The following is a 25,819-nucleotide window of genomic DNA, read 5'->3' as shown; positions in this document are numbered from 1 at the left end:
ACGGGAAGAACAATGGCGGGTGCAGACGACAGCGTCTACTCGGTGGTGCGTGGTCGCATCGTGTCTGGGGCCTACCCACCGGGCCAGCACCTGCTCGAGTCCGTTCTCACCGAGGAGCTCGGCGTCAGCCGTTCTCCCGTGCGGGCAGCCCTGCGCCGACTGACCGAGGAAAGCCTGGTCATCACGGAACCCCATCGGGGTGCTTTCGTGGCGCAGCTGACGCGCTCGGACATCGACGAAGTCTTTGACCTGCGCCAAACGTTGGAGTCCAAGGCGGCCGGGCTGGCGGCGATCATCCGGTCGGACGATGAAGCCGACGCGCTGTTTGAATCGGTGCGGACGATGGAGGCGATCATTGAAGCGCGGTCGCCGAGCTACCGCGCGGAACTCCTGACGAACAACCAGGAATTCCACGATCTCATTCTGGCGGCGGCCAGAGCCCCCCGACTGGTTCAGATCGTGCGAACGCTCACGGCCGCGTCGCTGTCTCTGGGTACCTTCTATTACTACTCCGACGAAGATATCGCCCGCAGTGTGGCGTTTCACCGTGATCTTGCCGTCGCCATCCTGAAACAGCACCCCGAGGTGGCGGCCGCGCTCATGGCCGCCCACCTCGGTATCGCCCATCACGCTTTCGTCGATCGCAGATTCGGCGACGCGCGCGCCTAGCGCCCTTCAACGGGCAGGGGTCTAACCGTGGTCTTCGCCGTCGATTCGGCCCGTGACACCGGTGTCCACCATCGTGCGGGTGGCATCGGCCGACCCGTAGGTCCAGAGGATGCGCATGGGGTGGACCAGCGACGCGTTGCGAAAGTGGTGCGGAATGTCGGCGGGAACAAAGGTGGTGTCGAAGGTCGACAACCGCGTTTCGACGCCGTCGATGTTCACGACTGCTTCACCTTGAACGACGACCACGCTTTCGATGCAGTTGTGGCTGTGGTGGCCGATAGCGGCCCCCGGTTCGAAAGTCGTCAGGCCGTTGAGAAATGTCTGGGCGCCAATCGCTTTTGTGACGAGAGCCACAGTGGATGCGCCGTTGCCGCGATTCCGCGCGGGCAGCGCGGCCGGAACCAGAATGCGCGGCAGCACCACGCGCACGCGCGTCGGCTCGGTCATCGTAGGGCTGCCAATTCATCGGCAACAGCCCGGCCGATTTCCAGCCCGGCCGTCGCGGCGGGGGATGGCGCATTCAGCACGTGAACTTGCCGGGGGGCGCGTTCAAAGTAGAAATCGTCGACCAGGCTGCCGTCTCGTCGCATGGCCTGAGCGCGTACTCCGGCGTGGGTGGGCACCAGACTGTCGTCGGCCAGTGCGGGAACGAGCTCGCGCAGGCTCGCCAGAAAGCGCTTCTGCGACAGGGAACGGGCGACCTCATCGAGTCCGTTTCGCCAGAACTTCTTGCCCAATTTCCACAAACCCGGCCATCTTGCGCTCTCCCAGGTGTCCCGGGGGTTGATCTGAAGCCAGGTATACCCCTCGCGGGCGAGGGCGAAGACGGCATTGGGCCCGGCGTGAACGCCCCCCGTGACCATTTTGGTCAGGTGCACTCCGAGGAACGGAAACGCCGGGTCCGGCACCGGATAGATGAGGCCGTTCACCAGATGCGTCGACTCGGGAGTGAGCTCAAAGTACTCGCCCCGAAACGGAATGATCCGCACGTCAGGTTTCAGTCCGGCCAGACTGGCGACCCGGTCGCTGTGCAGTCCGGCACAGTTCACGAACTCGTCGGCGCGATATTCCGCCACTGTCGTGGTGACCGTCACCGCGTCCTGATGGGTCGCGACGCCCACGATCTTCTGGTCGAAGAGAACTTCACCGCCGGCCTGCTCGATCAGCCGACTCAGTGCGGCGCACACGCCGCGATAGTCCACGATGCCGGTGGATGGCACCTTCAGCGCGGCCACGGCGTTGACGTGAGGCTCAACCTCCCGCGCTTCTGACGTACTGACGATGGTGCAGCCCACCCCGTTGGCCTGGCCGCGTTCGTACAGCCGTTCCAGAGCGGGCACCTGAGACGCGTTCGTGGCGACAACGAGCTTTCCGCAGATATCGATGGCCACTCCGTTGTCTTTCGCGAAGCGCTCCATCGAAGTCGCCCCGGCCTGACCCAGCGTCGCCTTCAGGCTCCCTGGGGTGTAGTACAGGCCGGAGTGGATGACGCCGGAATTGTTGCCGGTCTGGTGCGCCGCAACGCCGCGTTCCTTCTCCAGCACGGTAACGCGGTGGCCTCGGCGCGTGAGCTCGTACGCGGTGGAAAGTCCGACGATGCCCGCTCCGGCGACGATGACGTGAGTCTTCATTGATTCGATCCCGCCTATAGTTTGCTTGCTGCCAGCATACTATAGTGAAATAATGCACCCGATCAATCCACTGTCTGCCGTCTCCTCGCCGCCGACCGCGCCCAGCCTTCCGATCCGCGACTCGGACGATCGCTACTACTTGCGCCGGGTGTTTTGCGTGGGGCGCAACTATGCCGATCACGCGCGCGAACTGGGTAACGATCCCGACCGGGAGCCCCCCTTCTTCTTCGCCAAGCCGGCCGATGCCGTGTTCGCCGTCGACGAGGGTGTTCCGGAGTGCGGGATCGCCCCGCACGAGGTGCCCTACCCGCCGCAGACCGCCAATCTGCACTACGAGATGGAACTCGTCGTGGCGATCGGCACCGGCGGCAGCGATATCTCGGTAGCGGATGCCCTCAGCCACGTCTGGGGCTACGGTGCGGGGATCGACCTGACGCGCCGCGACCTCCAGGACGAGGCCAAGGCACTGAAGCGCCCGTGGGATCTGTCCAAGGGCTTCGACTTCTCCGGCCCCTGCACGCCGCTCGTGGCAGCATCCCGGATCGGCCATCCGGCTGCCGGAAATGTGTGGCTGAGCGTGGATGGCGACAGTCGCCAGCGCGGCGATCTCGCCGACCAGATCTGGTCAGTTCCGGAAGTGGTCGCGTCGCTGTCGCGCTTCGTCACCCTTCGGCCGGGCGATTTGATCTTCACCGGCACTCCGGCCGGAGTGGGTGCCATAGTGACCGGCAACGAGGTTCGTGGTGGTGTCGACGGAATCGGCGAGTTGAGCTTTCGCGTCGTCTGACCCGGAGAATCGCCGCTATTCGTTCGCGAGGATGGTTTTGCGATCACTGAGAGCGCGCAACCGGGCACTTTCAATGTGGTGGCGCATCAGGTCGGCAGCGGCTTCGGGCGCACGGGCCACGAAAGCATCGTAGATCTGCCGGTGTTCCGCGGCGGCGAATCGGGCATCCGCTGAACCGAGTTTCACGAACAGGCGAAAGCGCTGCACCTGACCGCCGAGTGACCGGTAGGCCCCCTCGAGAAAGGGATTCGCCGACTGCTCGGCGATGAGGGTGTGAAAATCCTCGTCAGCCGACCAGTACTCCCGGAAGGATCGCACCACCTGGGACTCCGAGAGGCGCAGCAGGTCATCGATCGGCACCAGGAGTTTTGCGAGGAACTCCGGCGTCACCCGCCTCCCAGCCTCCAGCGCCAGGGCCGGCTCGAGCACGAGTCGGGCTTCCATGAGCTTGTCCAGCTCGACTTCGCTGAACAGCGCCGCCACGAAGTAGCCCCGAAGAGCTTCGCGATGCACGAGCCCGGTGTGTTCGAGACGGGCGAGCGCCTCGCGGATCGGCGTCTGGCTCACCTCAAACTCGCGCGACAGCGTGGGAATGTTCAGCGCAGCACCCGGATCGAACGTGCCGTTCATCAACTGGCCGAACAAGAGGGCGTAGACCTTGTCAGCGTGCGTTGTGCGTTCCGGTGCGTCGTCTCGTGCCATAGTAAAATCCTACCGGCTATAGTTTGGACGAGTTTGGTGCTCTAAGTCAGCAGGGCACGAAGCGCGTTCGTGGCGTGTCGCCGGTGATCGTCCAGGAGCTGGATCAGCCGATCGGTGTCGCCGACGGCGAAAGCCTCCACCATTTGCGAGTGTTCACTCTCCACGCGCTCCCGGTTGCTCGGGGTTTCGTAGTACAGCAGCCGGTAGGCCTCGGTCGAATCCCACAGGGCTCCGACGATACGTTCCAACCGCGGCAGCCCGGCTGCCGCCACCAGCACGAAGTGAAACCGTCGATTGGCTTCGGTCATCGCCAGGAGGTCGCCACCGTCGCTGGCGATTTCGACCGCGCGGGCAGCCTCGCGAAAATCGCTCAGCACTCCGGCCGGCGGATTGGCCATGGTCGTGCGTACGGCTTCGGTCTCGAGCAGCTGCCGAAGTCGGTAGACCTCCAGCAGGTCGTCCAACGACAATCGCGCCACCCGGTAGCCACGGTGCGGCTCGTGCACCACCCGGCCCTCGGCGGCCAGCGTGTTCAAGGCTTCGCGAACCGGCACCCGGCTCACCCCGAGACGTTCGGCGAGGGTGTCCTGGCGAAGCGGCTGGTCGGGAACCAGCTCGCCGACGACGATCAGCCGCCGCAGCTCCTTGAGTACGAATTCCGGGGCCGTCGATGGCCGCGGGCCGGTCACCGAGGGGGGAGTTAGTCGCGTCACGGTCATGACTCTAACCCACCCCCCACTCACTCCTACTCAGCGGAAGGCCGCGATGCCGGTGATGTGCTGCCCGAGAATGAGGGTGTGAACCTCGTCGGTACCTTCATAGGTGCGCACGCTTTCCAGGTTGTTCGCGTGGCGCATCGGGGAATAGTCCAGGGTGATGCCGTTCCCGCCGAGCATGGCCCGCGCTTCCCGGCAGACTTCGATGGCCTCCCGGCAGTTGTTCAACTTGCCCACCGAGATTTGGTGGGTCGACAGCGTTCCTAAGTCCTTGAGCCGCCCGATCTGCAGGGCCAGCAGGGTTCCCTTGTTGATTTCGAGTGCCATATTGACGAGTTTCTGCTGGGTCAGCTGGTAGCCGGCGAGCGGCTTGCCGAACTGCATCCGCTCGCGAGAGAAGTCGAGAACGGTCAGGTAACTGTCTCGGGCAGCGCCCATCGCGCCCCAGATGATGCCGTAGCGCGCCTCGTTGAGGCACTCAAAGGGTCCGCGCAGACCGCGAGCCTTGGGCAGCATCGCCGACTCCGGCAGTCGCAGGTCGGTGAGCTGGATTTCGCACTGGATCGACGCACGCATCGACAGTTTCTGCTCGATCGGGGTCGCGACGAACCCCGGAGTGTCAGTGGGCACGATGAAGCCGCGGATGCCGTCTCCGGTCATCGCCCAAATAATGGCCACCTGGGCCACCGAGGCGAGTCCGATCCACCGTTTCGTGCCGTTCAGCACCCAGTCGGAGCCATCACGATGGGCGAAGGTGGTCATGCTTCCCGGGTCAGACCCGGCCGTCGGCTCGGTCAGGCCGAAGCAGCCGATGATCTCGCCGGCGGCCATACGGGGCAGCCACTCGTTCTTCTGCTCCTCTGAGCCGTGCTTGTGAATCGCGCTCATTGCGAGGGAGCCCTGCACACTCACGAAGGTGCGCAGGCCGGAATCGCCTGCCTCCAGTTCCATCGCCGCGAGGCCATACTCCACGGACGTGCGTCCGGGGCAGCCGTAGCCCGTGAGGTGCATGCCGAGAAGACCGAGCTTGGCCATTTGCGGCACAATCTCGAGCGGAAAAATCGCCTTCTCGTACCAGCCCGCGATGTTTGGTTTGATCGACGAGTCGACGAACGAACGAACTTCATCGCGCAGGACGATCTCGGTGTCGGTGAGCAGGGATTCAATGCCGATGAGATCTGAGGTGTCAAGCATGGGCTGTCCTTCTGGTCGTGGTGGTTGGTTCGGTGTTGAACGTGGCTCCGGCATGTTCGCCGAGCATCGGTGGCGGTCGCAGATAGCGCGCGGGGGTATGGGAGAGGCGAATCGGGTTAGCGATCTGCCGACTGGAACGGGCGCCGTCTGTCACGTCCACGACGGGAGCCAGGCCGAGCGTCGTGGCCAGCTCCAGCGCTTCAAGAATCGAGTTCACCTTGCCGGCCGGTACTCCGGCCAGGAGCAGAGCGGCCGACCACTCTGCGGCGGGCTGATGCTGCAAGCGCTCCTCGAGCAGTTCCTTGAGAGCAGCCCGGTGGGCTAGACGCTCGGTATTGCTGCCGAAACGGTCGTCGTCGGCCAGCTCGGGCAGACCGAGCACTCGCACCAGATTGACGAATTGTTTGTCGGTGCCGACCGCGACGGCGATCGGGCCATCCTGGGTGCTGAAGGTTTCGTAGGGCGCAATGCTCGGGTGTGCGTTTCCCATTCGGCGCGGCGCCGTTCCGGTGGCGAGCGTGCTCGACGACTGGTTGACCATGCCAGCGAGCAGTGAGGAGAGCAGGTTCACCTCCACGCGCTGTCCCTGCCCGGTGCGATCTCGCACCCGCAGTGAGGCGAGGATTCCCACGACGGCGTTCTGGCCGGTGATCACATCGACGAGCGCGACGCCCACCTTGCTGGGCTCGGAATCGGGGGATCCGGTCACGCTCATGAGGCCCCCGACGGCCTGCACCAGCAGGTCGTACCCGGGAAGGTGAGCGCCGGCATCCGTTCCGAAACCGGTGATCGAACAGTAGACCAAGTCCGGTCGCTCCAGCCGGAGCGACGCATCGTCGAGTCCGTACTTGTGCATCACTCCCGGACGAAAATTCTCGATCACGACGTCTGCGGCGAGGGCGATGCCGCGGGCTTCGGCCAACCCCGCTTCGGTGCGCAGATCGCAGACCACGGACCTCTTGTTGCGGTTGACGCTGGCAAAGTAGGAGCCCATGCCGTTCGCATCGACCGGCGGAACCCAGGCCCGGGTGTCGTCCCCGGCCGGATGCTCAATCTTGATGACGTCGGCTCCAAAGTCGGCGAGCATCATGGAGGCGAACGGACCGGCCAATACCCGGGAGAAATCGGCTATCTTGATGCCGCCGAGCGGCGACCCGGTATCCGCGTCGATCACGAGGAGACCTCGGTGACGCTGGCGGGAGCGGGAGCGGGAGCGGGAACGTCGAAGGCGATCAGCAGGCCGGCCAGCAGTTGGTAATACCCGGCCAGTATGGTGATCTCGACCAGGCCGGCGTGGCCGTGCTGCTGCTTCGCCCGGGCATGAGTGCCCGCATCGACGGCGCGGTCGCGCACGAGCGCCAGCGCAAAGGCGAGAGCGGATGCCTCCCCCTTGGTGGCTGTCTCGGGCGTCACCCCCTGGGCGAGCGCCCGCAATTCGAGCGGGGTGATGCCGACGGTGGCCGCCACTCGGCTGTGGGCGTACCACTCGTACTCACAGCAGTATTCGGCTGCGATCAGGCACACCACCAGTTCGCGGGTGCGGTTCTCGAGCGTGCCGGCAAAACGCAGCGATGCGCCGAGGGCCGAAACGGCCTGGCCCAGGGCGGGGGAGTACAGCAGCGCGTTGAACGGGCCGGCGAGCAGGCCGTCATTGTCGACCACGAGGAAGGGCCCGTCGCCGCGCGGGGGAGCGACGATCTCGTCGTAGAGGCGTTGTTGCGCCGGGTCGAGGTCGGTCGGGGAGAGCAGAGGAAGGCGCCCGCCTTGTGCGCTTTCAGACAGGCCAGATTCAGACAAGGGTTCGCCCGCCGTCGATGAACAAGACCTGACCGGTGAGGAAGGCCGCCTGGCGGGAGGCCAGAAAGAGCACGGAACCAGTGAGGTCATCCACAGTGCCTAGCCGTCCGGCCGGAACGAGCTCGGTGTAGTGGTCGCGCATTCCGGGCCGGTCCAGGTGGGCGCGGGTCAGCTCGGTCTCGGTGTAACCCGGCGCGATGGCATTGACCGTGACGCCGGAAGCGGCCCATTCGCGCGCCATCACCCGCACGAGCTGGTTGAGGCCACCCTTGCTCGCCGCGTACGGCGCGTGGTCGGCGTGGGCGAGGGTGCTCGAAACCGAGGAGCAGAACACCTGACGCCCGTAGCCGGCATCGATCATGATTCGGCCGGCCGCCTTGCCGAGACGGAATGCACTGGAGAGGTTGACGTCGAGGATGCGCTGCCAGTCGTCGTCGTTCAGGTCGAGCACGGGAACCCGATGGTTGATCCCGACCGCATGCACGAGCACATCGAGGCCGCCGAGGCGTTCCACCGCGGTGGCGACCACGCTCTTGCACCCGGCCGTGGTCGTCAGGTCCGCCTGTACGCCGATGATGCGCGGATCCAGCTCGGCGAGGTGTTCTGGGCTGAGATCGGCCACAACAACCTGGGCACCAACCTCCAGGAAGGCGAGTGCGCAGGCAGTGCCGATTCCCCCGGCACCCGCCACGAGGACTCGCTGCGCGCCCAGGCCGAGCCAGTCATTCGTGGTGCCGGTCATCGCGTGCTCCGGTCACGGGGTGCGGGTGCGGGTGCGGGAGCGGGAGCGGGTGTCGGCTGGATTGCATCGTTGCAAAGACTCATTTGGATACTGTATCCAATTTGGGGCGGGAGTCAAAGGCTCGGGCGCAAGAACTTTCGGAGCGTTTTGTGCACAATACGACGCCGGTAGCATTGCTACCCATGCACACCGTCGTCGCCCAGTCGCAATCTCTGGCCACCGCTCTGCGCTCCCGGGGGGTGCGGCATGTGCGCGACGACGACACGACGAGGGCGGCATATTCCTCGGACGCCTCGCTCTACCGCGTCGTTCCATCGGCCGTCGTGCTGCCGCGCGACGCCGACGACGTCGCCACGACCCTGGCGCTGTGCCGAGACCGGGGGATTCCCCTGACCTCCCGCGGCGCGGGCACATCGGTGGCCGGTAACGCCATCGGTGCCGGCGTCATCCTGGATTTCAGCCGCTACCTGAACCAGGTCGTGTCGATCGATGCGGAGGCCCGCACTGCGGTGGTGCAGCCGGGAACGGTGCATGCCACCCTGCAGGATCTCAGCGACCGGCGCGGCATCCACTTGGCGCAGTTACTCGACCAGTCCTGAGACCTAGCCCAACACTACCTATTGCAGGAAGCTCAGATCTGCACCCTCTGGGGCCTGCAGAACCGTCGACGCATGCAGTCGACTCCAGCCGCGCGGGGGCAGGGCCGGAAGTTGCAGGTCGGCCCGCCGACGGGCGAGTTCGTCGTCGTCGACCAGCAGGTCGACGGTGCGACCAGGCACGTCGAGCCGAATCCGGTCGCCGTCACGAACCAGGGCGAGCGGCCCGCCGATCGCGGCCTCCGGCGCACAGTGCAGCACGATCGTACCGTAGGCGGTGCCGCTCATGCGGCCGTCGGAGATGCGCACCATGTCCCGAACGCCCTGCCGGGCCAGATAGCGGGGGATGGGAATCGATCCGGCTTCCGGCATGCCAGCCCCGACCGGGCCGATGTTGCGCATGACCAGCACGTGATCCGGGGTCAGCGCGAGACTCTCATCGTTGAGCCGGGCCTCCACGTCGTCGAGGGAGTCGAACACCGCAGCGATCCCCTCGTGCACGAGCAGGCGAGCGGATGCTGCCGCGACCTTGATCACGGCGCCGTCCGGCGCCAGCGAGCCGGTCAACGCCACGAGCGCACCGGTCGGTCCGAGCGGATCGTCGAGCGCGTGCACCGTGCTCTGCCAGGCCTGCGGGGCAACGGCCCCGTCGAGGGCCTCGCCCAGGGTCTGGCCGGTGATGGTCAGCACATCCAGATCGAGCAGCGGAGAGAGGGTTTTGAGCAGTGCGGGCACCCCGCCGTCGCGGTGCATGTCCGGCAGGTAATTCTGGCCGGCCGGTTTGCAGTCCACCAGCAGCGGAGTGCGCGCCGCGATCTCGTGAAAGTCGTCGAGGTCGAGTTCAATGCCGAGCCGCCGGGCAATCGCGGTGAGGTGAATGATCGCGTTGGTCGAGCCGGAGATCGCGGCGAGCACGGTCACCGCGTTACGGAAGGCTCCGGCGGTCATGATCTGCGACGGTCGGCGGTCGGCGGTCGCAATCTCGACGGCACGGCGACCGGTCTGCACGCCGAGCCGCAGCCGGTGGGCTGATACGGCCGGGGCGGTACCCGCGAAGGGGAGCGACATTCCCATGGCTTCAACGACGCAGGCCATAGTCGAGGCCGTCCCCATCACCATGCAGGTCCCGGCTGTCGGCGCGAGCTCCTGGTTGATCTCGCCGATGGTCGTCTCGTCGATCGCGCCGGCACGAAACTCCGACCACAGGCGTCGACAGTCGGTGCAGGCACCGAGCCGTTCGCCCTTGTAACTTCCGACAGACATCGGGCCGACGACGAGAGAAATCGCTGGGATGTCGGCCGACGACGCCGCCATGAGTTCGGCCGGCACCGTCTTGTCGCAGCCGCCCAGCAGAACCACCGAATCCATCGGCTGGCTGCCCAGCTGCTCCTCGAGTTCCATAGCCATGAGATTGCGAAAAAGCATGCTCGTGGGTGTGGTCAGAATCTCACCGATAGACATCACCGGAAAGACGAAGGGAAGGCCGCCCGCTTCGAGCACTCCGCGTTTGACGCTCTCGATGAGTTGCGGCATTTCCCGGTGGCAGGTCGTGAAATCCGAGGAGGTATTGACGATGCCGACGACCGGCCGTTCGAGGTCCTCGGGGTCCAGCCCGGCCGAGGCAAGAAAGGCCCGACGAATGAATTTGCTGAAATCCCGGTCGGCATAATTGGTCAGTTTGCGGTCAACGCCGACAGCTCTGTCATGTGTGTGCATGACCAATCAGGATCCCACACGTTCGCGAGATGGATGGGCGCATTGGGGTCAAAGGGTGGTAAAAAGCCCGTGTTTCTGCGAGACTGGAACTTTGAGCTTGCCCGAATCGCGGGCATTCACGTCCTGCATGTCGGGCATCCCAACAAAGGAATCCCATTGACGGATCAAACTTTTCAGATAATTGCGATCGTTTTATACCTCGCTGGCATGGTCGCCATCGGGTACTTCGCCTTTCGGCAAACGAAAGATCTTGACGACTATATGCTCGCCGGCCGAGGCCTGAAACCCGGCACAGCCGCCCTGAGCGCCGGAGCATCCGACATGTCCGGCTGGTTGCTCCTGGGGCTTCCCGGAGCGATTTACGTGTCCGGTCTGGTAGAAGCCTGGATCGCCATCGGCCTCACGATCGGCGCTTGGTTGAACTGGAAGTTCGTGGCCCCGCGGCTGCGTTCCTATACATTTGTGTCGAAGAACTCGATCACCATCCCAAGTTTCTTCGAAAACCGACTCAAGGACACGTCGCGCCTTCTACGCGTGATCTCCGGCGTCATTATTCTGGTGTTCTTCACCTTCTACGTTTCTTCCGGCATGGTTGCTGGCGGTGTGTTCTTCGAGAACTCATTCGGCTCGACCTTCCTCACCGGCATGCTGATCGTTGCCGGCGTCACCCTGCTGTACACCCTGTTCGGCGGTTTTCTCGGTGCGACTCTCACCGACGTCGCCCAGGGCATTCTCATGCTCATCGCCTTGATCGCGGTTCCCCTCGTCGCGCTCAACGCCACCGGCGGAATCACCGCCACACTCGATTCGATTCGCGCGGTCAATCCGGATCTGCTCTCCATCACCGCCGGCGGATCCGTGCTGGGCGTTATCTCCGCTGCCGCCTGGGGCCTGGGGTACGTCGGTCAGCCGCACATTATTGTGCGTTTCATGGCCCTGCGCACACCGCAGGATGCCACGGCGGGTCGCCGCATCGGCATCGGCTGGATGATTCTCACTGCCCTCGGTGCCGTCGCAACAGCCCTCATCGGTATCGCGTACTTCCAACAGAATCCTGACCTGACGCTCTCGAACCCGGAAACCGTGTTCCTGCTGCTGTCGCAAACCCTGTTCCACCCGTTCATCGCGGGTCTCGTGCTGGCTGCCGTTCTCGCCGCTATCATGAGCACCATCTCCTCGCAGCTGATCGTATCGTCGTCGGCGCTAGTTGAAGATCTCTACAAGATTGTCGGCAAGGATGCGACCCCCAAGCAGCTGGTTATGCTCGGCCGCGTCGGCGTACTGCTCGTTGCCGTCGTCGCCGGACTCATTGCGCTGCAGCAAAACTCGACCATTCTCGACCTGGTCGGTTTCGCCTGGGCCGGTTTCGGTGCTGCCTTCGGGCCTGTGGTCATCCTGTCCCTCTACTGGAAGAAGCTTTCCACCTGGGGCACTCTGGCTTCCATGGTCACCGGTGCTGTCGTCGTCTTCATCTGGGGCAGCTCCCCGCTCGGCGACATCCTGTACGAGATCGTGCCCGGCTTCGCTGCCAGCCTGATCGTGGCCGTGGTCGTTTCGCTGCTGACCTACAAGCCGAACGCTGAGATCGACGCCGAATTCGATCTGGCCGCCGAACAGGCCCACCCGAAGTACGTGGCGCCCGAGAAGGTGTCCGTCTAAGCAACACCGCACCTCGCACCACGGCGGCACCCATCCTCGGCCATACGGTCGAGGATGGGTGCCGTTTGCTGTTGCCGCCTTTAGCGGGGCGGTTTCTGCAGCCAGGGGCGCAGCATCCGGGTCACCCACGGCAGCACGAAGTAGGCCATGAGTGGCGTGAGCGCGAGGGTGGACAGCAGCACCTTGAGGGCAGTTGCGAGGTCGCCCCAGCCGGGAACCAACCAGGTCACCAGCAGAGTGAAGACGAGGTTGACCGGAAAGAAACCGAGCCAGATGCTGATCATTTGCTTCCAGCGCGGCGGCGGCACCAGTGCGGGTACTCCGGGTTCCGGTTGCACGCCGTCGAACCAGCCCTCGATGCCGGTGCGTTTCTCCACGTGGGCGTCGAGCACCAGGTCGGTTCCGGCCTCGAGCCACTCCGTGCGCTCGTCGGAATTCTCCCAGGCCTCAAGACTCTCGGGGTCGGAGAAGCGGTAGAGCATGTTCCAGGTCGCGGAATCTTCGCTGCCCCGCACCCAACCCGACCCAAGAAACCCGGGGTATTTGTGCGCGAGGTTGATGCCGTACTGCACCCACTCGCTCGCCTCGGTGAAGCGCTCCGGATCGACCGTGCGGGTGATGGAAACGGTGACGGATGCTGACGCGGGTGGGGGTGGGAGAGCCATCTAGAAGATCATCGGGCGGTCGTCGTCATCGCCGCCGAGATCGAGGTCGACGAGCACCGGCACATGGTCGCTCGGGGCGTCACCCTTGCGTTCGTTCCGGTGGATGCTGGCATCCGTCACCAGGTCGGCGAAGGCGGGCGAGCCGAGGATGAAGTCGATGCGCATGCCCTCGTTGCGCGGAAAGCGCAGCTGCTTGTAGTCCCAGAAGGTGAATCCTTCGGGCACGATCGGCCGCACGACGTCGGTCAGTCCTGCCCGTTCGAACCCGTCGAACGCCGCCCTCTCCTCGGGCGAGATGTGTGTCGAGCGCCCGGGCACGAAGCTCGGGTCGCCCATGTCTTCGTCGCGGGGCGCGACGTTCCAGTCGCCCATCATGGCCAGCGCGAGCGCGGGGTGCTGGCTGAGTTCCTCGGCCGCGTGGGTCTGGAGCGCCTTCAGCCAGGCCAGCTTGTAGGCGTAGTGCGGGTCGCCGAGCGCGCGACCGTTCGGCACGTAGAGGCTCCACAGCCGCAGGTCGTTCACGGTCACGCCGAGCGCGCGCGCCTCGAGCGGCTGGTCAGGGCCAACGGACCCTTTCTGGAAGCCGGGCATATTCGGAAAGCTGGTGACAACATCCGTCATCGGTTCCCGGCTCGCGAACGCCACACCGTTCCACTGACTGAGGCCGTGAATGGCCAGGTCGTAACCGGCATCCTCGAAAGCCTGCGACGGAAATTGCTCCGGCTTGCACTTGATCTCCTGCATGGCGAGAACGTCGATGTCCTCGCGTTCCATCCAGTCGACGATTCGCCCGGAGCGGGCACGAACGGAGTTGACGTTCCACGTGGCAATGCGCATTCGTCAAGCCTATAAGCCTGAAGCGGATGCCAGGTGGCGGTATCGGAAGCGGCCCCGGCTGTGTTGAGATTGAATGGGTACAACATTCTTGAGCGCGGAAAGGTCACAGTGACCCAGTTGCAAATTGGCTATGCGGCCATGTTGGAGCAGTTTCCACCTGCCGAAGCGGTCGCACTCTCGGCCTACGCCGAGCAGCACGGTTTCACCGGCGTGATGGCGGCCGACCACTTTCAGCCCTGGGTTCCGGCGCAGGGGCAGTCGAGCTTCGTCTGGAGCGTGCTCGCCTCGATCGCCGAGCGCACCACCGGCAACTTCGGGCCCGGCGTGACCGCACCGACGTTCCGCTGGCACCCGGCCATGGTCGCCCAGGCCTCGGCGACGCTCGCCTCGATGTATCCCGGCCGACACTGGCTGGGCCTGGGTAGCGGAGAAGCTCTGAACGAACACATCGTGGGCGGCTACTGGCCCGAGGCCCCCGAGCGCATCAACCGCATGTTCGAGGCCATCGAGATCATCTCCAAACTGTTCGCCGGTTCCCTGGCCGGCCGGGACGTCAAGCACTCCGGCCAGTTCTTCAAGCTCGAGTCGACCCGGCTGTGGACGATGCCACCGGTCGCCCCCGAAATTCTCGTCGCCACCGCCGGCCCGGTCACCGCCAAGCGCGCCGGCCGACTGGCCGACGGCCTGATCACGGTCGGCGCCCCGCTGGAGAAGATCTCGATGCTGTTCGGCAAGTTCGACGACGGTGCGCGCGAGGCCGGAAAAGACCCCTCGACGATGCCCAGGGTGCTGCAGCTGCACCTGAGCTGGGCCGAGACCGACGAAGAGGCGATGGCCAATGCGCTGCACGAGTGGCCGAACGGCGGCATGCGATTTCCGAAGAGCGACATCCGTTCACCCTTCGAGTTCGAGCAGCTGGCCAAACTGGTGCGCCCGGAGGACTTCGAGGGCCGCATGATCATCTCGGCCGACCCCGACGACCACCGCAAATACATTCAGAGGTTCGTCGACCTCGGTTTCGACCGCATCTACCTGCACAACGTGGGCCGCAACCAAAAACAGTGGATCGACGTCTTCGGCGCATCCGTTCTGCCGAAACTGGTGCGCTAGTGCCGCACGATTCGCTGCCCGACGCTGCCGCCGCCGAAGTGGGGGCCATGGAACTGTTCGGTCTGAAAGTATTCACACTCGGGGGTTTCGGCGAGATCGCTGCCGGAGACGACCTCGCGGACCTGATCGCTGAAGCCGCGCAATCCCGCCTCGTTGACGGCGACATTGTGGCGGTGACCAGCAAGATCGTCTCCAAGGCGGAGGGGCGCGTCGTTCAGGCCGCCGACCGCGAGCAGGCGATCACCGACGAGACCGTGCGCGTCGTGGCGTCGCGGGCGCACCCGGGCGGGGTCACCCGCATCGTCGAGAACCGGCAGGGCCTCGTCATGGCGGCGGCAGGCGTGGACACCAGCAATGCGCCCGAGGGTGTGGTGCTGCTGCTGCCGGTCGATCCGGATGGGTCGGCGCGCGCGATCTGCGCTGCACTCCGCGAACGCACCGGGCTGCGCCTCGGCGTGCTGATCACGGACACCGCCGGGCGCCCCTGGCGGGAAGGCCAGACCGACATCGCCATCGGCGCGGCCGGGCTCGCCGTGCTCGACGACCTGCGAGGCACAGCGGATGTCTCTGGTCGCCGCCTCGACGTCACCGTCGCGGCGGTCGCCGACGAGATCGCCGGCGCCGCCGACCTGGTCAAGGGCAAGACCAGCGGCAACCCGGTCGCCGTGGTGCGCGGACTCGGCCGGCTGGTCGCCGAGCTGGATGTCGCGGGCGCTCGGGCGCTGCAGCGCCCGAGCGACACCGACATGTTCCGGCTCGGCACGGCCGAGGCGCGCGCTGAAGGGTATGGCGAGGGATTCGCGGCCGGGTTGGCTGCAGCGGCCGGTAAAAGCTAGATCGAGATGGTGAGGGCCTGAATCAGGCCGCTCTCGGCGTCGAGCTCGAAGCGGTAGTTCAGGTCGACGCTGCGGCCCGGAAAGTTGCCCTCGACGCGGTTGACGACGGTCGTCGACGACTCGTCCTTCTCGGTGCGCAGCTGGGTGGTCGTGTACTCGAATTCGGCGGCGCTGCCGGCGAGCCAGGCGGTGATGGCCGTCTCGCCCGTGTAGGTCTTGCCGTCATCAATGACGACCGCGTTTTCGGTGAAGGTTGCTCGCGCGGAGGCGGGCTTCGCGCTGGCGCTGCGTTCGAGGTAGGTCATGATGGCCATCGGCAGCGTACGGGACTGGGTGGTGAGTGACATGGAACCTCCTGGGCCGTTCAAACGAACGTAATCGAGTCGATGGATGCGTGCAGTCGACCCTTGAGGCTACCGCGCGCCGGGTTGCGGCACATTGCACGCACGCTGGTACCTTGTCGCAGATGGAAGAAAACTCGGGCGACGGCCATGCTGCCTCGCCCTCGCCCTCGCCCTCGCCCTCGCCCTTGGCCGCTCCGGCCTGGGTGGTCGTTGTCCCGGTCAAGGGGAGCGCCGAGGCGAAGAGTCGTCTCGGGGCCGGGCCGGGGCGGGCGGCGCTCGCCGACGCGTTCGCCCTCGACACTGTGGCGATGCTGGTGGCGGCATCCGCTGTGGAGCGGGTGTTCGTGGTGACCGCGAGTACCCGGCTGGGCGCCCTGCTCGGCGGGTTCGGCGCGGTCATAGTGCCCGAGGTGCCAGTGGCTGAAACGGGGCATGCCCGCTTGAACGCCGGGATCGTGCAGGGCCTCGCTGCCGCTCGGCTCGCCTATCCCCAGGCGAATCTGGCCGTGATGACCGGGGATCTGCCCGCCCTGCGCCTGAGCGACCTGGAGAACGCGTTCGCGCTCGCCGAAGTGCACCCACGCGCCATGGTGGCCGACGCGGAGGGTGTGGGCACGACGACGTTGTTCGCCCGCGCAGGAGTCACTGTCACGCCGCGGTTCGGTCTCGGCTCCCGCGCTGCCCACGAGGGCGACGGACACGTGGTGCTCGACCTGCCGCCGACTTCGTCGTTGCGGCGCGACGTCGATACCGCGGCCGACCTCGAAGCCGCGCGGGCCCTCGGACTTGGGCCGCACACGAGTGTGTTGCTCTAGGCGGTAGCCGCGAGAGCAAGCACGGCCGCGGCCATCGCGGTTGTCGCGGGCAGGTCGGTCATCCACACCGGCACAGCAGCAGAGCGGATGCCGGCGGCCGCTAGCGTGGGCAGCGCCGCGGCATCCGTTCCATCGATCAGCCAGGCGTCCAGTACTCCGCCGTTCGTGCGCGCTCCGTAGTGCAGACCGACGGCGAGAGCACTGGTCTCGACGCCGATGGTGTGCAGGCAGGTATCGGCCATGCCGCGCACCGCCGCGCCGCCGATGATCGGGGATACCCCGACGACTCGCGCGCCGGTGGAACGCAGGGCTTGGCGCACTCCGGGCACGGCCAGGATCGTGCCGACCGAGACAACTGGGTTCGACGGTGGCAGCACGACCAGGTCGGCCTCGGTGATGGCTTCAAGAACACCAGGCGCGGCGACCGCGTCGGTCAGCCCCTGCTGCTTGAACCCGGTGATCGTCACGCGAGCGCGATATCGAACCCACCATTCTTCAAAGTGAATATAGTCGCCCGCCGTGTGCTCATCAATATTCTCGGCGAGGCATACGTGGGTTTCGACTGGCTGGTCGCTCATGGGAAGCAGGCGCACCCCGGGCTGCCAGCGGCGGCAGAGAAATTCGGTCGCCTGCGACAGCGTCGAGCCGTTTCGCAGAAGGTCGGTGCGAACGATGTGCGTCGCCAGATCGAGGTCGCCGAGGGTGAACCATGACCAGCCGCGCCCGTATGCTGCGATCTCCGCCGACGCGCGTCGCGTTTCGTCGGGGCGCCCCCAGCCCTGCTCCTCGTTGATGCCTCCGCCGAGTGTGTACATGACGGTGTCGAGGTCGGGGCAGATGCGCAGCCCGTCGAGCCACATGTCATCGCCGGTGTTCACAATCACGGTCACGGCCGCGTCCGGAGCGAGAACGGCGAGGTGCGCGAGCAGCCCGCGAGTGAAGCGGGCACCGCCGACACCGCCGGCCAAGACCGTGACTCGCTTCACGCCGACATCGCAGCCGAGTACACGATGACCGGATGCCCGCCGCGCGGATGCTCCAGAATGAAGCAGTCCACCCCGTAGACTGCGCCGATGATCTCCGGAGTGAGCACCTCGGCTGGTGGGCCCGAGGCCACCAGCAGGCCGCCGTCGAGCAACAGAATGTGGTCGCAGTACGCCGCCGCGAGATTGAGATCATGCAGGGCCATGATGGCCGTCACCCCGAGCTCCCGCACCTGGCCGAGCAGGGAAAGCTGGGCGCTCACGTCGAGATGGTTGGTCGGTTCATCGAGCAGCAGCAGGCTCGGTTGCTGCGCCATGGCCCGCGCGATCTGCACCCGCTGCTGTTGCCCGCCGCTCAGGCTGTGCCAGGACCGGTCGGCGAGCGATCGGGCACCCACCGCCTCGAGGGCATCGAGAGCGACGCCGCGATCCTCGTCGCCGCTGAAGGAGCCCATGAGTTTGGTGCGATGCGGAATGCGCCCGAGCAGCACAACCTCGAGCACGGTCAGCTCCACGCTCGGAGCCGCATTCTGCTCCAGCAGGGCGATGCGGCGGGCCGCGTCGCGTCGGTTCAGTGACCCCACCGAGACGCCGTCGAGGGCGGCGGTGCCGGCATCCGCTTTGTCGATGCCGGCAATGAGCCGCAGCAGGGTGGACTTGCCAGCGCCGTTCGGGCCGAGCAGGCCGGTGACGCTGCCGGTGGGCAGCGACGCTGAGACGTCGCGCAGAATACTGGTGCCGTCGATCGAGAACGACAGCTGGTCGAGGTCTACGCCCACAGGTGCGACTTCTTTCTCTTGATCAGCAGAATGAACACGGGCACCCCGATGAACGCCGTGATGATGCCCACCGGAAGCTCGCGCGGGTCGAACACAGTGCGGGCGAGCGTGTCGGCAATGACCAGGAACAGCCCGCCGCAGACGGCAACGAGCGGCAGCAGTCGGCGGTGTCCCGGCCCGCTGACGCCGCGCACGAGGTGCGGCAGGATGAGTCCGACGAACCCGATCGAGCCGCTGACGGCCACCATGGCACCGGTCAGCAGGGCCACCGATCCGAGCAGTGCCCAGCGGGTGCGGTTCACGTTGATGCCGAGGCTCGCCGCCGAGGTGTCACCGAACGCGAACGCGTCGAGCCGAGTCGCCGAGAAGAGGATGCCGGTGCCCACGACCAACACGGCCGTTCCGGCAATCGCGACGCTCTCCCATGTGGCGCCGGCCACCGAGCCGAGCAGCCAGTTGAGAATCTCGCGGTAGGAGTCGCCCTTGGCCGCCCAGAAGATGATGAACGAGGTCAGCGCGCCGGCGAGCTGGGCGATGGCCAGCCCGGCGAGGACCGCCCGCACCGGCGTGATCGTGCCACCGACCCGGGCGATGCTGAGCGTGGCGACAAGAGCGAGCAGCGCGCCGAGGAAGGCGGCGGCCGGCAGGGCAAAGCCGATGCCGAGAATGACCACGCAGACCGCACCGACGGATGCCCCGCTCGACAAACCCAGCAGGTACGGGTCCGCGAGCGGGTTGCGCGTCACGCTCTGCATCACCGCGCCGCTCAGGGCGAGGCCGGCCCCGACCAGCGCGGCCGTGAGCACGCGCGGCAGCCGCAGCTGCCAGACGATGGAGTCGGTGAGCAGAGGCACCGGCGCGGTCGGAAGCCCGAGGTGCGCGCCGATGCTGCCCGCCACCTGCGCGAGGCTGACGGCTGCCGGCCCGATGGTCACGGCGACCGCGCACACGAGAATGAGCGCGATGGTGGCTGCAACGAGCCACCCGAGGTACGTACTCCGGGTCACGCGAGTCTCCGCCAGGTTCGCGAAAGCGGGAAGGCTGTTGCCTCAACCCTGCTGAAGCGACACTTCACCCGCTTTCGCGTGGGGGGGAAGGAGCTCACTCGTTCAGGTCGGCTAACTGGGTGATCGTCGACGATGCTGCTTCTACATTGCGGATGCCGGCCTCGGTGGAGGCGAATGGCAAAATGATGTAGCGCTGGTTCTTCACTGCGTCGAGCACCTGGGTGGCCGGGTCCGATTCGAGGTGGGCGATCTTCGACGCGGCGGTGTTCCAGGTGGCGTCGACCAGCACGATGACGCTCGGGTTGGCCTCGATGATCGATTCCCAACCCACCGAGGTCCAGGTGTCGCTCACATCGGCGAAGATATTAGTGAGCCCAGCGGCGTCCATGATCATTTCGGGTGAGCCGATGCCGGCGCCCACGTAGGGGGTCGTGGTGCCGCTCGAGTACCAGAGGGCCGTGGTGGTTCCGGCGATCGACGGCGTCAGACCGGCGAGGTCGTCGTTCAGGGTGTTGACCAGGTCGGCGGCGGCGGACTCGACGCCAAAGATGGCGCCGGCTTCTTCGATCTCGGTGAACACCGAGTCGAAGGTGAGCGGATTGGGCATGAAGTCGCCCTTGCACGCTGCCGGTGAGACGTATGTGCCGACGCCGAGCGCCGTCAGGGCATCGCGTTCGCCCACACCGTCGGCGCTGAAGTTTGATTCCCAGCCGCCGTAGATGAAGTCGGGGTTCAGGCCGAGTACCGCCTCCTGGCCGGGCAGGAAGTCGCTGATCACGTTGAGGTCGGACCCTTCGGTCGCCAGCGATGAGGGTAACGGGCCGTCGAGAAAGGCTGAGCCGACGATGCGGTCGCCGAGACCTAGGGCCAACAGCAACTCGGTCGCCGAGGACTTGATCGACACGATCCGCTCGGGCGCCTTCGTGACGGTGAGGTTCGTGCCGCAATTCTTCACGGTGACCGGGTAGCTCGCGCTGGCGGCGGGGGACTCGGCCGGGGTGGCGGCCGGTGTTGCGGCGGCGCACCCGCTGAGCAGCAGGGCGGCGCTGGTGGCCACGCCGATGAACAGAAAACGGGAATGGCGCATGCGGAACCTCATTATTTTGGGCGCGGGAACTGGATTGTCCAGAGACCTGCTGCCCAAATCGAGGCAAGCTCAACCAATAAAATCTAATTGGTGGTCACGAATACCGTAGCAGGGACCGGCCAGTGCAAACATTGAGTCAGTGCGAATATTGGGTACGACACGAGGGAGAGCGCATGTTGAAGCTGGGATTGAAAGCGTCGGCGGAGCAGTTCGCACCGCGAGAACTAGTGGAACTCGGCGTCATGGCCGAAGAGCACGGGCTCGACAGCGTCACCGTGAGTGACCACTTTCAGCCGTGGCGGCACGAAGGCGGCCACGCGCCCTACGCGATGGCCTGGATGGCCGCGGTCGGCGAACGCACCAAGCGGGTGCAGATCGGCACGTCGGTGATGACACCCACGTTCCGCTACAACCCGGCCGTACTGGCCCAGGCCTTCGGAACCATGGGCTGCCTCTACCCCGGGCGCATCATGCTCGGTGTGGGAACGGGCGAGGCCCTCAATGAGATCGCCACGGGCTACCAGGGCGACTGGCCCGAGTTCAAGGAACGTTTCGCGCGCCTCCGCGAGGCCGTCGACCTCATGCGTCAGCTCTGGACCGGTGAGCGCATCGATTTCGACGGAGAGTATTACAAAACCGTCGGAGCCACCCTCTACGACGTTCCGGATGCCCCGGTGCCGGTGTACATCGCGGCCGGCGGCCCGGTCGTGGCCCGCTATGCCGGCCGTGCCGGCGACGGTTTCATCTGCACCTCGGGCAAGGGCATGGAGCTTTACACCGAGAAACTCCTTCCCGCCGTCGCCGAGGGGCTGGACAAGGTCGGTCGCGCCCAGGACGACATCGACCGCATGATCGAGATCAAGATCTCCTACGACACCGACCCGCAGGCCGCGCTCGAGAACACCCGGTTCTGGGCCCCGCTGTCGCTCACGCCCGAGCAGAAGCAGTCCATTCACGACCCGCTCGAGATGGAGGCGGCCGCCGATGCGCTCCCGATCGAGCAGGTGGCCAAGCGCTGGATCGTCGCCTCCGACCCCGACGAGGCGGTGGCACTGATCAAGCCGTACCTCGATGCCGGCCTCAACCATCTGGTCTTCCACGCCCCGGGCCACGACCAGAAGCGTTTTCTCGGCCTGTTCGAGCGCGACCTGGCCCCCAGGCTGCGCGAGCTGGGCTGACGCCTCAGCGAACGAATCCGGTTACGACCAGCGCGCACCGATGGGGTGCACGGCCGAATCAAGCGGACGCGCCGCCGCGGCCAGCGCCTCGGCCACCGGTCGGATGTCGTCGGGCAGGGCGCCGGCGGTCACGCGAATGAATGCGGGGCCGCCGGCGCCTGACAGATCCGGGGCGGCCAGAAACGGCGAACCGCCAGCCACGCGAATGCCGGAGGCGGCGAGCCGCACCATGGCATCCCGCTCGTTCTGCACGGGCAACCAGGTGTTGATGCCGTCGGCCTGCACCACCTCAAGCCCGAACTCGGCCAGGGCATCGGCAAGGGCACGCTGGCGGGCGAAGTAGATGCGGCGGGCCTCGCTGACCTGGGCCATGCTCTCGCCGTTGGTGAGCAGGTCGTGCAAAATGGTCTGCAGCATGCGGCTGGTCCAGCCGGGGCCGAGCATGCGCCGCGATACGATCGGGTCGATCAGCGCGGCCGGACCGCCGAGCGCGGCAATGCGCAGGTCGGGGCCGTGCGATTTGGAGAAGCTGCGCACGTGCAGGGTGCGTTCCGGCAGCCAGAGGCCGAGACTCACGTCGGAGGCGATGCTGATCTCGGCGGAGTGATCGTCTTCGATCACGATGGTGTCCGCGCTCGCCGGCGTAGCGCGCAGCAGCCGGGCCAGCTCCTCGGCCCGATGCGCCGTCATCGAGGCGCCGGTGGGGTTCTGCGCCCGCGGCTGCAGCAGCACCACGGCCGGGCCGAGCTTCAGCGCCGCGGCGAAGTCGGCCGGAACAATGCCGTGCTCGTCGACCGCTACCGGGAGGCGCTCGAGGCCGAGCTGGTCGAGTAGGTCGAAGAACGGCGGAAACGTGGGGTTCTCCATGATGACCCGGTCGCCGAACCGGGCCACTGCGTCGAGGCTGCGCGAGATGGCGTCGAGGGCGCCGTCGACGACGGTGATGGTTTCCACCGGGTAGGGCCACGAGGCCCGCAGTACCTCGAGCAGCTCCGGAATGATCGGCAGATCCTGGTAGCTCGGCGTCACCGCGCGCTGCGACACGCGGGACAGCGCCGGTCCGAGTGCCGGGAGCAGCAGCGGGTCGGGAGTGCCGCGCGAGAGATCGAGGCGGGCCGGACCGACCGCGCCGATCATGGACTGGCTGCGGGCCGGCAGCCACTGGGGCGCGGCATCCTGAACGAAGGTGCCGCCCCGACCACGCGACACGATCAGGCCGACCGAGGAGAGCGCCTGCCAGGCGTGGCTGACCGTGGCCGGGCTCACGCCGAGCTCGCCGGCCAGTACTCGCACGGTCGGCAGGCGGTCTCCAGGCGCGAGGCGACCGCTCGCGATCAGCCGGCCGATGGCCGCGGCAATCCCCGCCGGGGTGCGCTGCTCGATTTCATCGATAAAGTTCTGCATTGCTCTTGCCCCAAGGTGCCGTGGACGACAGGATGATTAATGCGTGCGTTACACAGAGAAACACATTTGAAATGTTTACGTCAAATAATAACAATACGAACAGCGCGGTTCATAGCGACCCTTGACTAACGAAAAGCAAGTGGAAGGCACAGCATGAATAGCCAGATCGTTCGAACCGCCATCACCCAGGCCACCTGGACCGGCGACGAAGAATCCATGATCGCCAAGCACGAAGGCTTCGTGCGCACCGCCGCCGCCCAGGGCGTGCAGGTGATCTGCTTTCAGGAACTCTTTCACGGCCCCTATTTCGGCATCGTGCAGGACGCCAAGTATTACGACTATGCGCAGGCCGTTCCCGGCCCGCTCGTGGATCGGTTCGCTAAACTCGCCGCCGAGTTCAAGATGGTCATCGTGCTTCCGGTCTATGAGGAAGAACAGCCCGGCGTGCTCTACAACACCGCCGCGGTCATCGACGCCGACGGAACCTACCTCGGCAAGTACCGTAAGCACCACATCCCGCACCTGCCGCAGTTCTGGGAGAAGTTCTACTTTCGCCCCGGCAACACCGACTACCCGGTGTTCGACACGGCGTACGGCAAGATCGGCGTCTACATTTGCTACGACCGCCACTTCCCGGAGGGCTGGCGTGCACTTGGCCTGAACGGCGCCGAGATCGTGTTCAACCCCTCGGCCACCAAGCCCGGTCTCTCGAACCGCCTGTGGGAGCTCGAGCAGCCCGCCGCCGCCGTCGCCAACCAGTACTACGTCGGCGCGAACAACCGCATCGGCAATGAAGCGGCCGAGTTCGGCGACGAGGCCGTGACCTTCTACGGCAGCTCGTACTTCGTTGATCCCAAGGGCAACTACGTGGGCGAGGGCGCCTCGACCGACACCGAGGAGATTCTCGTGCGAGACCTCGACCTTGGCGTCATCCGCGAGGTGCGCAACTCCTGGCAGTTCTACCGTGACCGTCGCCCCGACTCCTATGAGCCCCTCGTCGCGCCCTAATAATTGGGCCCCGAGCGGCTAGAGCCCTAGCAGCTAGGCACAAGCGGATGCTTCCGGCCGACCTTTGAGGCTCGACCGGCGGCATCCGCTACCCCTGACACTTTCAGCGAAGAGGATGCCATGAAGACTTTGATCAAGAACGGCACCGTGGTCAATGCCACGGGTCGAGGACTCGCCGACGTGCTCATCGATGGCGAGAAAATTGTCGCGGTGCTCGCACCCGGCTCCACCCTGCTCGGCTTCGATGTGGCGGGCAACGTCGACCGCGTCATCGATGCCGGCGGCAAGTACGTTATCCCAGGCGGTATCGACGCCCACACCCACATGGAGATGCCGTTCGGCGGCACCCAAGCCAGCGACACCTTCGAAACCGGCACCCGCGCGGCCGCCTGGGGCGGCACCACGAGCATCGTCGACTTCGTCGTGCAGTACGCCGGCGAAGACGTGCTGGAACGCTACGCCGCCTGGCAGCAGAAGGCCGCCGGCCAGTGCGCCATCGACTATGGCTTCCACCAGATTCTCAGTGACGTGCAGGACAGCTCTCTGACCGCGATGGACGAACTCGTCGGCGAGGGCGTCTCGAGCTTCAAACTGTTCATGGCCTACAAGGGGGTCTTTCTCAGCGACGACGGCCAGATCGTCAAGGCCATGCAGCGCGCCGCCACCAACGGCAGCATGATCATGATGCACGCCGAAAACGGCAGCGTCATCGACCTGCTCGTGCAGCAGGCCGTCGCCGCCGGCAACACCAGCCCGCTCTACCACGGCCTCACCCGGCCCTGGCAGGCCGAAGAAGAAGCCACGCACCGGGCCATAATGCTTGCCAACCTCACCGGCGCACCCCTATATATAGTTCATGTGTCGGCGAAGCAGGCCGTTGACCAGATCGCGACGGCCCGAGACAACGGCCAGAACGTGTTCGGCGAGACCTGCCCGCAGTACCTCTACCTCTCACTCGAAGACAACCTCGGTGCCGAGAGCGACGAGTGGGGCAGCTTCGAAGGAGCCAAGTGGGTGTGCTCCACGCCGCTGCGGGCCAAGGCTGAAGGCCACCAGCACCACATGTGGCAGAGCCTCGCCACGAACGATATCCAGATGGTGTCCACCGACCACTGCCCGTTCTGCATGAAAGGCCAGAAGGACATGGGCCTGACCGACTTTTCCAAGATCCCCAACGGAATCGGCTCGGTCGAACACCGCATGGACCTGCTCTACCAGGGTGTGGTCGACGGCAAGATCTCGCTCGAACGCTGGGTCGAAGTGTGCTCCACGACCCCGGCACGCATGTTCGGCATGTTTGGCCAGAAGGGCGTGATCGCCCCCGGCGCCGACGGCGACGTCGTGGTCTACGACCCGAATGGGCACACCTCCATCGGTGTTGATAAGACTCACCACATGAACATGGACTATTCCGCCTGGGAAGGCTACGAGATCGACGGCCACGTCGACACCGTCATCTCCCGCGGCAAGGTCGTCGTTGACGACAATGCCTACCTCGGCACCAAGGGTGACGGTCGCTACATCAAGCGCGGCCTGAGCCAGTACCTGATTTAGGGC

27 protein-coding genes are annotated in these 25,819 nt (G+C 65.8%); 10 read left to right on the top strand and 17 right to left on the bottom strand.

Going from position 1 to position 25,819, the window contains the following annotated elements; all coding sequences use genetic code 11:
• Positions 1-12: 12 nt before the first annotated feature.
• Positions 13-669 (top strand): GntR family transcriptional regulator, encoded by a 657-nt coding sequence (locus tag QMF22_RS07360; RefSeq protein WP_283451905.1) that lies wholly within the window; start codon positions 13-15, stop codon positions 667-669.
• Positions 670-690: 21 nt separating this feature from the next.
• Here the strand turns inward: QMF22_RS07360 and QMF22_RS07355 are convergent, their stop codons facing one another.
• Both QMF22_RS07355 and lhgD read right to left on the bottom strand, forming a co-directional pair.
• Complete coding sequence (locus tag QMF22_RS07355) at positions 691-1,116, bottom strand: cupin domain-containing protein (protein WP_283451903.1); 426 nt, start codon at positions 1,114-1,116, stop codon at positions 691-693.
• Positions 1,113-2,300: an L-2-hydroxyglutarate dehydrogenase gene (lhgD, locus tag QMF22_RS07350; protein WP_283451902.1), complete on the bottom strand. Its 1,188-nt coding sequence runs from the start codon at positions 2,298-2,300 to the stop codon at positions 1,113-1,115. Before lhgD ends, QMF22_RS07355 begins: the two co-directional genes overlap by 4 nt.
• Before the next feature lie 52 nt (positions 2,301-2,352).
• Between lhgD and QMF22_RS07345 the strand changes: the two genes are divergently transcribed.
• The gene (locus tag QMF22_RS07345; RefSeq protein WP_283451900.1) at positions 2,353-3,087 is read left to right on the top strand and encodes a fumarylacetoacetate hydrolase family protein; all 735 of its coding nucleotides are present in this window, start codon (positions 2,353-2,355) and stop codon (positions 3,085-3,087) included.
• Positions 3,088-3,102: 15 nt separating this feature from the next.
• Here the strand turns inward: QMF22_RS07345 and QMF22_RS07340 are convergent, their stop codons facing one another.
• From QMF22_RS07340 to QMF22_RS07315, 6 genes are read right to left on the bottom strand one after another with little or no spacing between them, the layout of a single operon-like run.
• The gene (locus QMF22_RS07340) at positions 3,103-3,789 is read right to left on the bottom strand and encodes a GntR family transcriptional regulator (protein ID WP_283451897.1); all 687 of its coding nucleotides are present in this window, start codon (positions 3,787-3,789) and stop codon (positions 3,103-3,105) included.
• A 41-nt stretch (positions 3,790-3,830) separates the two neighbouring features.
• Positions 3,831-4,502: a GntR family transcriptional regulator gene (locus tag QMF22_RS07335; protein ID WP_283451895.1), complete on the bottom strand. Its 672-nt coding sequence runs from the start codon at positions 4,500-4,502 to the stop codon at positions 3,831-3,833.
• Positions 4,503-4,538: 36 nt separating this feature from the next.
• Complete coding sequence (locus tag QMF22_RS07330) at positions 4,539-5,699, bottom strand: acyl-CoA dehydrogenase family protein (RefSeq protein ID WP_283451894.1); 1,161 nt, start codon at positions 5,697-5,699, stop codon at positions 4,539-4,541.
• Positions 5,692-6,873, bottom strand: a complete 1,182-nt coding sequence (locus QMF22_RS07325; RefSeq protein ID WP_283451891.1) for a CaiB/BaiF CoA transferase family protein — start codon at positions 6,871-6,873, stop codon at positions 5,692-5,694. Before QMF22_RS07325 ends, QMF22_RS07330 begins: the two co-directional genes overlap by 8 nt.
• Positions 6,870-7,496: a carboxymuconolactone decarboxylase family protein gene (locus QMF22_RS07320; protein WP_283451889.1), complete on the bottom strand. Its 627-nt coding sequence runs from the start codon at positions 7,494-7,496 to the stop codon at positions 6,870-6,872. Before QMF22_RS07320 ends, QMF22_RS07325 begins: the two co-directional genes overlap by 4 nt.
• On the bottom strand, positions 7,489-8,238 hold the full coding sequence (locus QMF22_RS07315; RefSeq protein ID WP_283451888.1) for an SDR family NAD(P)-dependent oxidoreductase: 750 nt from the start codon (positions 8,236-8,238) through the stop codon (positions 7,489-7,491). Before QMF22_RS07315 ends, QMF22_RS07320 begins: the two co-directional genes overlap by 8 nt.
• A gap of 182 nt (positions 8,239-8,420) precedes the next feature.
• Between QMF22_RS07315 and QMF22_RS07310 the strand changes: the two genes are divergently transcribed.
• Positions 8,421-8,837, top strand: a complete 417-nt coding sequence (locus QMF22_RS07310; RefSeq protein ID WP_349357081.1) for an FAD-binding oxidoreductase — start codon at positions 8,421-8,423, stop codon at positions 8,835-8,837.
• Between the two features lie 18 nt (positions 8,838-8,855).
• On the opposite strand, the gene QMF22_RS07305 is transcribed toward QMF22_RS07310, so the two are convergent.
• Positions 8,856-10,550 (bottom strand): dihydroxy-acid dehydratase, encoded by a 1,695-nt coding sequence (locus QMF22_RS07305; protein WP_283451886.1) that lies wholly within the window; start codon positions 10,548-10,550, stop codon positions 8,856-8,858.
• A gap of 156 nt (positions 10,551-10,706) precedes the next feature.
• Between QMF22_RS07305 and putP the strand changes: the two genes are divergently transcribed.
• Positions 10,707-12,209 carry a sodium/proline symporter PutP gene (gene putP, locus QMF22_RS07300; RefSeq protein WP_283451884.1) on the top strand — a complete coding sequence of 501 codons (1,503 nt, stop codon included), beginning with the start codon at positions 10,707-10,709 and terminating at the stop codon, positions 12,207-12,209.
• An 80-nt stretch (positions 12,210-12,289) separates the two neighbouring features.
• Here putP and QMF22_RS07295 read toward each other — a convergent pair whose 3' ends face one another.
• Positions 12,290-12,874: an antibiotic biosynthesis monooxygenase gene (locus QMF22_RS07295; protein ID WP_283451882.1), complete on the bottom strand. Its 585-nt coding sequence runs from the start codon at positions 12,872-12,874 to the stop codon at positions 12,290-12,292.
• Positions 12,875-13,711 (bottom strand): exodeoxyribonuclease III, encoded by an 837-nt coding sequence (locus QMF22_RS07290; RefSeq protein ID WP_283451880.1) that lies wholly within the window; start codon positions 13,709-13,711, stop codon positions 12,875-12,877.
• 108 nt (positions 13,712-13,819) lie between these two features.
• Here QMF22_RS07290 and QMF22_RS07285 point away from each other — a divergent pair, with 108 nt between their 5' ends.
• Entirely contained in the window at positions 13,820-14,821 is a 1,002-nt protein-coding gene (locus tag QMF22_RS07285) for a TIGR03557 family F420-dependent LLM class oxidoreductase (RefSeq protein ID WP_283451878.1), read from the top strand.
• A gap of 47 nt (positions 14,822-14,868) precedes the next feature.
• Entirely contained in the window at positions 14,869-15,657 is a 789-nt protein-coding gene (locus QMF22_RS07280; RefSeq protein ID WP_283452626.1) for a coenzyme F420-0:L-glutamate ligase, read from the top strand.
• Here QMF22_RS07280 and QMF22_RS07275 read toward each other — a convergent pair.
• A complete protein-coding gene (locus QMF22_RS07275; protein ID WP_283451875.1) occupies positions 15,654-16,004 on the bottom strand; it encodes a hypothetical protein in 351 nt (116 codons plus the stop codon). The genes QMF22_RS07280 and QMF22_RS07275 overlap by 4 nt on opposite strands.
• A gap of 119 nt (positions 16,005-16,123) precedes the next feature.
• On the opposite strand from QMF22_RS07275, the gene cofC reads away from it, so the two are divergent.
• Entirely contained in the window at positions 16,124-16,816 is a 693-nt protein-coding gene (gene cofC, locus QMF22_RS07270; RefSeq protein ID WP_283451873.1) for a 2-phospho-L-lactate guanylyltransferase, read from the top strand.
• Here cofC and cofD read toward each other — a convergent pair.
• The 4 genes from cofD to QMF22_RS07250 all read right to left on the bottom strand — a co-directional run bounded on the left by cofD (position 16,813) and on the right by QMF22_RS07250 (position 20,672).
• Positions 16,813-17,802, bottom strand: a complete 990-nt coding sequence (gene cofD / locus QMF22_RS07265; protein ID WP_283451871.1) for a 2-phospho-L-lactate transferase — start codon at positions 17,800-17,802, stop codon at positions 16,813-16,815. The genes cofC and cofD overlap by 4 nt on opposite strands.
• Positions 17,799-18,578, bottom strand: a complete 780-nt coding sequence (locus QMF22_RS07260; protein ID WP_283451869.1) for an ABC transporter ATP-binding protein — start codon at positions 18,576-18,578, stop codon at positions 17,799-17,801. The genes cofD and QMF22_RS07260 overlap by 4 nt, the downstream gene beginning before the upstream one ends.
• The gene (locus tag QMF22_RS07255; protein ID WP_283451867.1) at positions 18,569-19,585 is read right to left on the bottom strand and encodes a putative F420-0 ABC transporter permease subunit; all 1,017 of its coding nucleotides are present in this window, start codon (positions 19,583-19,585) and stop codon (positions 18,569-18,571) included. Before QMF22_RS07255 ends, QMF22_RS07260 begins: the two co-directional genes overlap by 10 nt.
• 94 nt (positions 19,586-19,679) lie before the next feature.
• Positions 19,680-20,672 (bottom strand): putative F420-0 ABC transporter substrate-binding protein, encoded by a 993-nt coding sequence (locus tag QMF22_RS07250; protein ID WP_283451865.1) that lies wholly within the window; start codon positions 20,670-20,672, stop codon positions 19,680-19,682.
• A 173-nt stretch (positions 20,673-20,845) separates the two neighbouring features.
• On the opposite strand from QMF22_RS07250, the gene fgd reads away from it, so the two are divergent.
• The gene (fgd, locus tag QMF22_RS07245) at positions 20,846-21,850 is read left to right on the top strand and encodes a glucose-6-phosphate dehydrogenase (coenzyme-F420) (protein WP_283451863.1); all 1,005 of its coding nucleotides are present in this window, start codon (positions 20,846-20,848) and stop codon (positions 21,848-21,850) included.
• Between the two features lie 21 nt (positions 21,851-21,871).
• On the opposite strand, the gene QMF22_RS07240 is transcribed toward fgd, so the two are convergent.
• Complete coding sequence (locus QMF22_RS07240; RefSeq protein WP_283451861.1) at positions 21,872-23,254, bottom strand: aminotransferase-like domain-containing protein; 1,383 nt, start codon at positions 23,252-23,254, stop codon at positions 21,872-21,874.
• 153 nt (positions 23,255-23,407) lie between these two features.
• Between QMF22_RS07240 and QMF22_RS07235 the strand changes: the two genes are divergently transcribed.
• Together QMF22_RS07235 and hydA are read left to right on the top strand one after the other, a co-directional pair.
• Positions 23,408-24,262, top strand: a complete 855-nt coding sequence (locus tag QMF22_RS07235; RefSeq protein WP_283451860.1) for a nitrilase-related carbon-nitrogen hydrolase — start codon at positions 23,408-23,410, stop codon at positions 24,260-24,262.
• Positions 24,263-24,382: 120 nt separating this feature from the next.
• Positions 24,383-25,816 carry a dihydropyrimidinase gene (gene hydA / locus QMF22_RS07230; RefSeq protein WP_283451858.1) on the top strand — a complete coding sequence of 478 codons (1,434 nt, stop codon included), beginning with the start codon at positions 24,383-24,385 and terminating at the stop codon, positions 25,814-25,816.
• Positions 25,817-25,819 lie beyond the last annotated feature (3 nt).

Origin of the sequence: Cryobacterium sp. PH31-L1 (assembly GCF_030063145.1) — a bacterium.
Lineage (GTDB): Bacteria > Actinomycetota > Actinomycetes > Actinomycetales > Microbacteriaceae > Cryobacterium.
The sequence above is the reverse complement of the archived record's forward strand: the minus strand, read 5'-3'. Positions and strand labels throughout refer to the sequence as shown.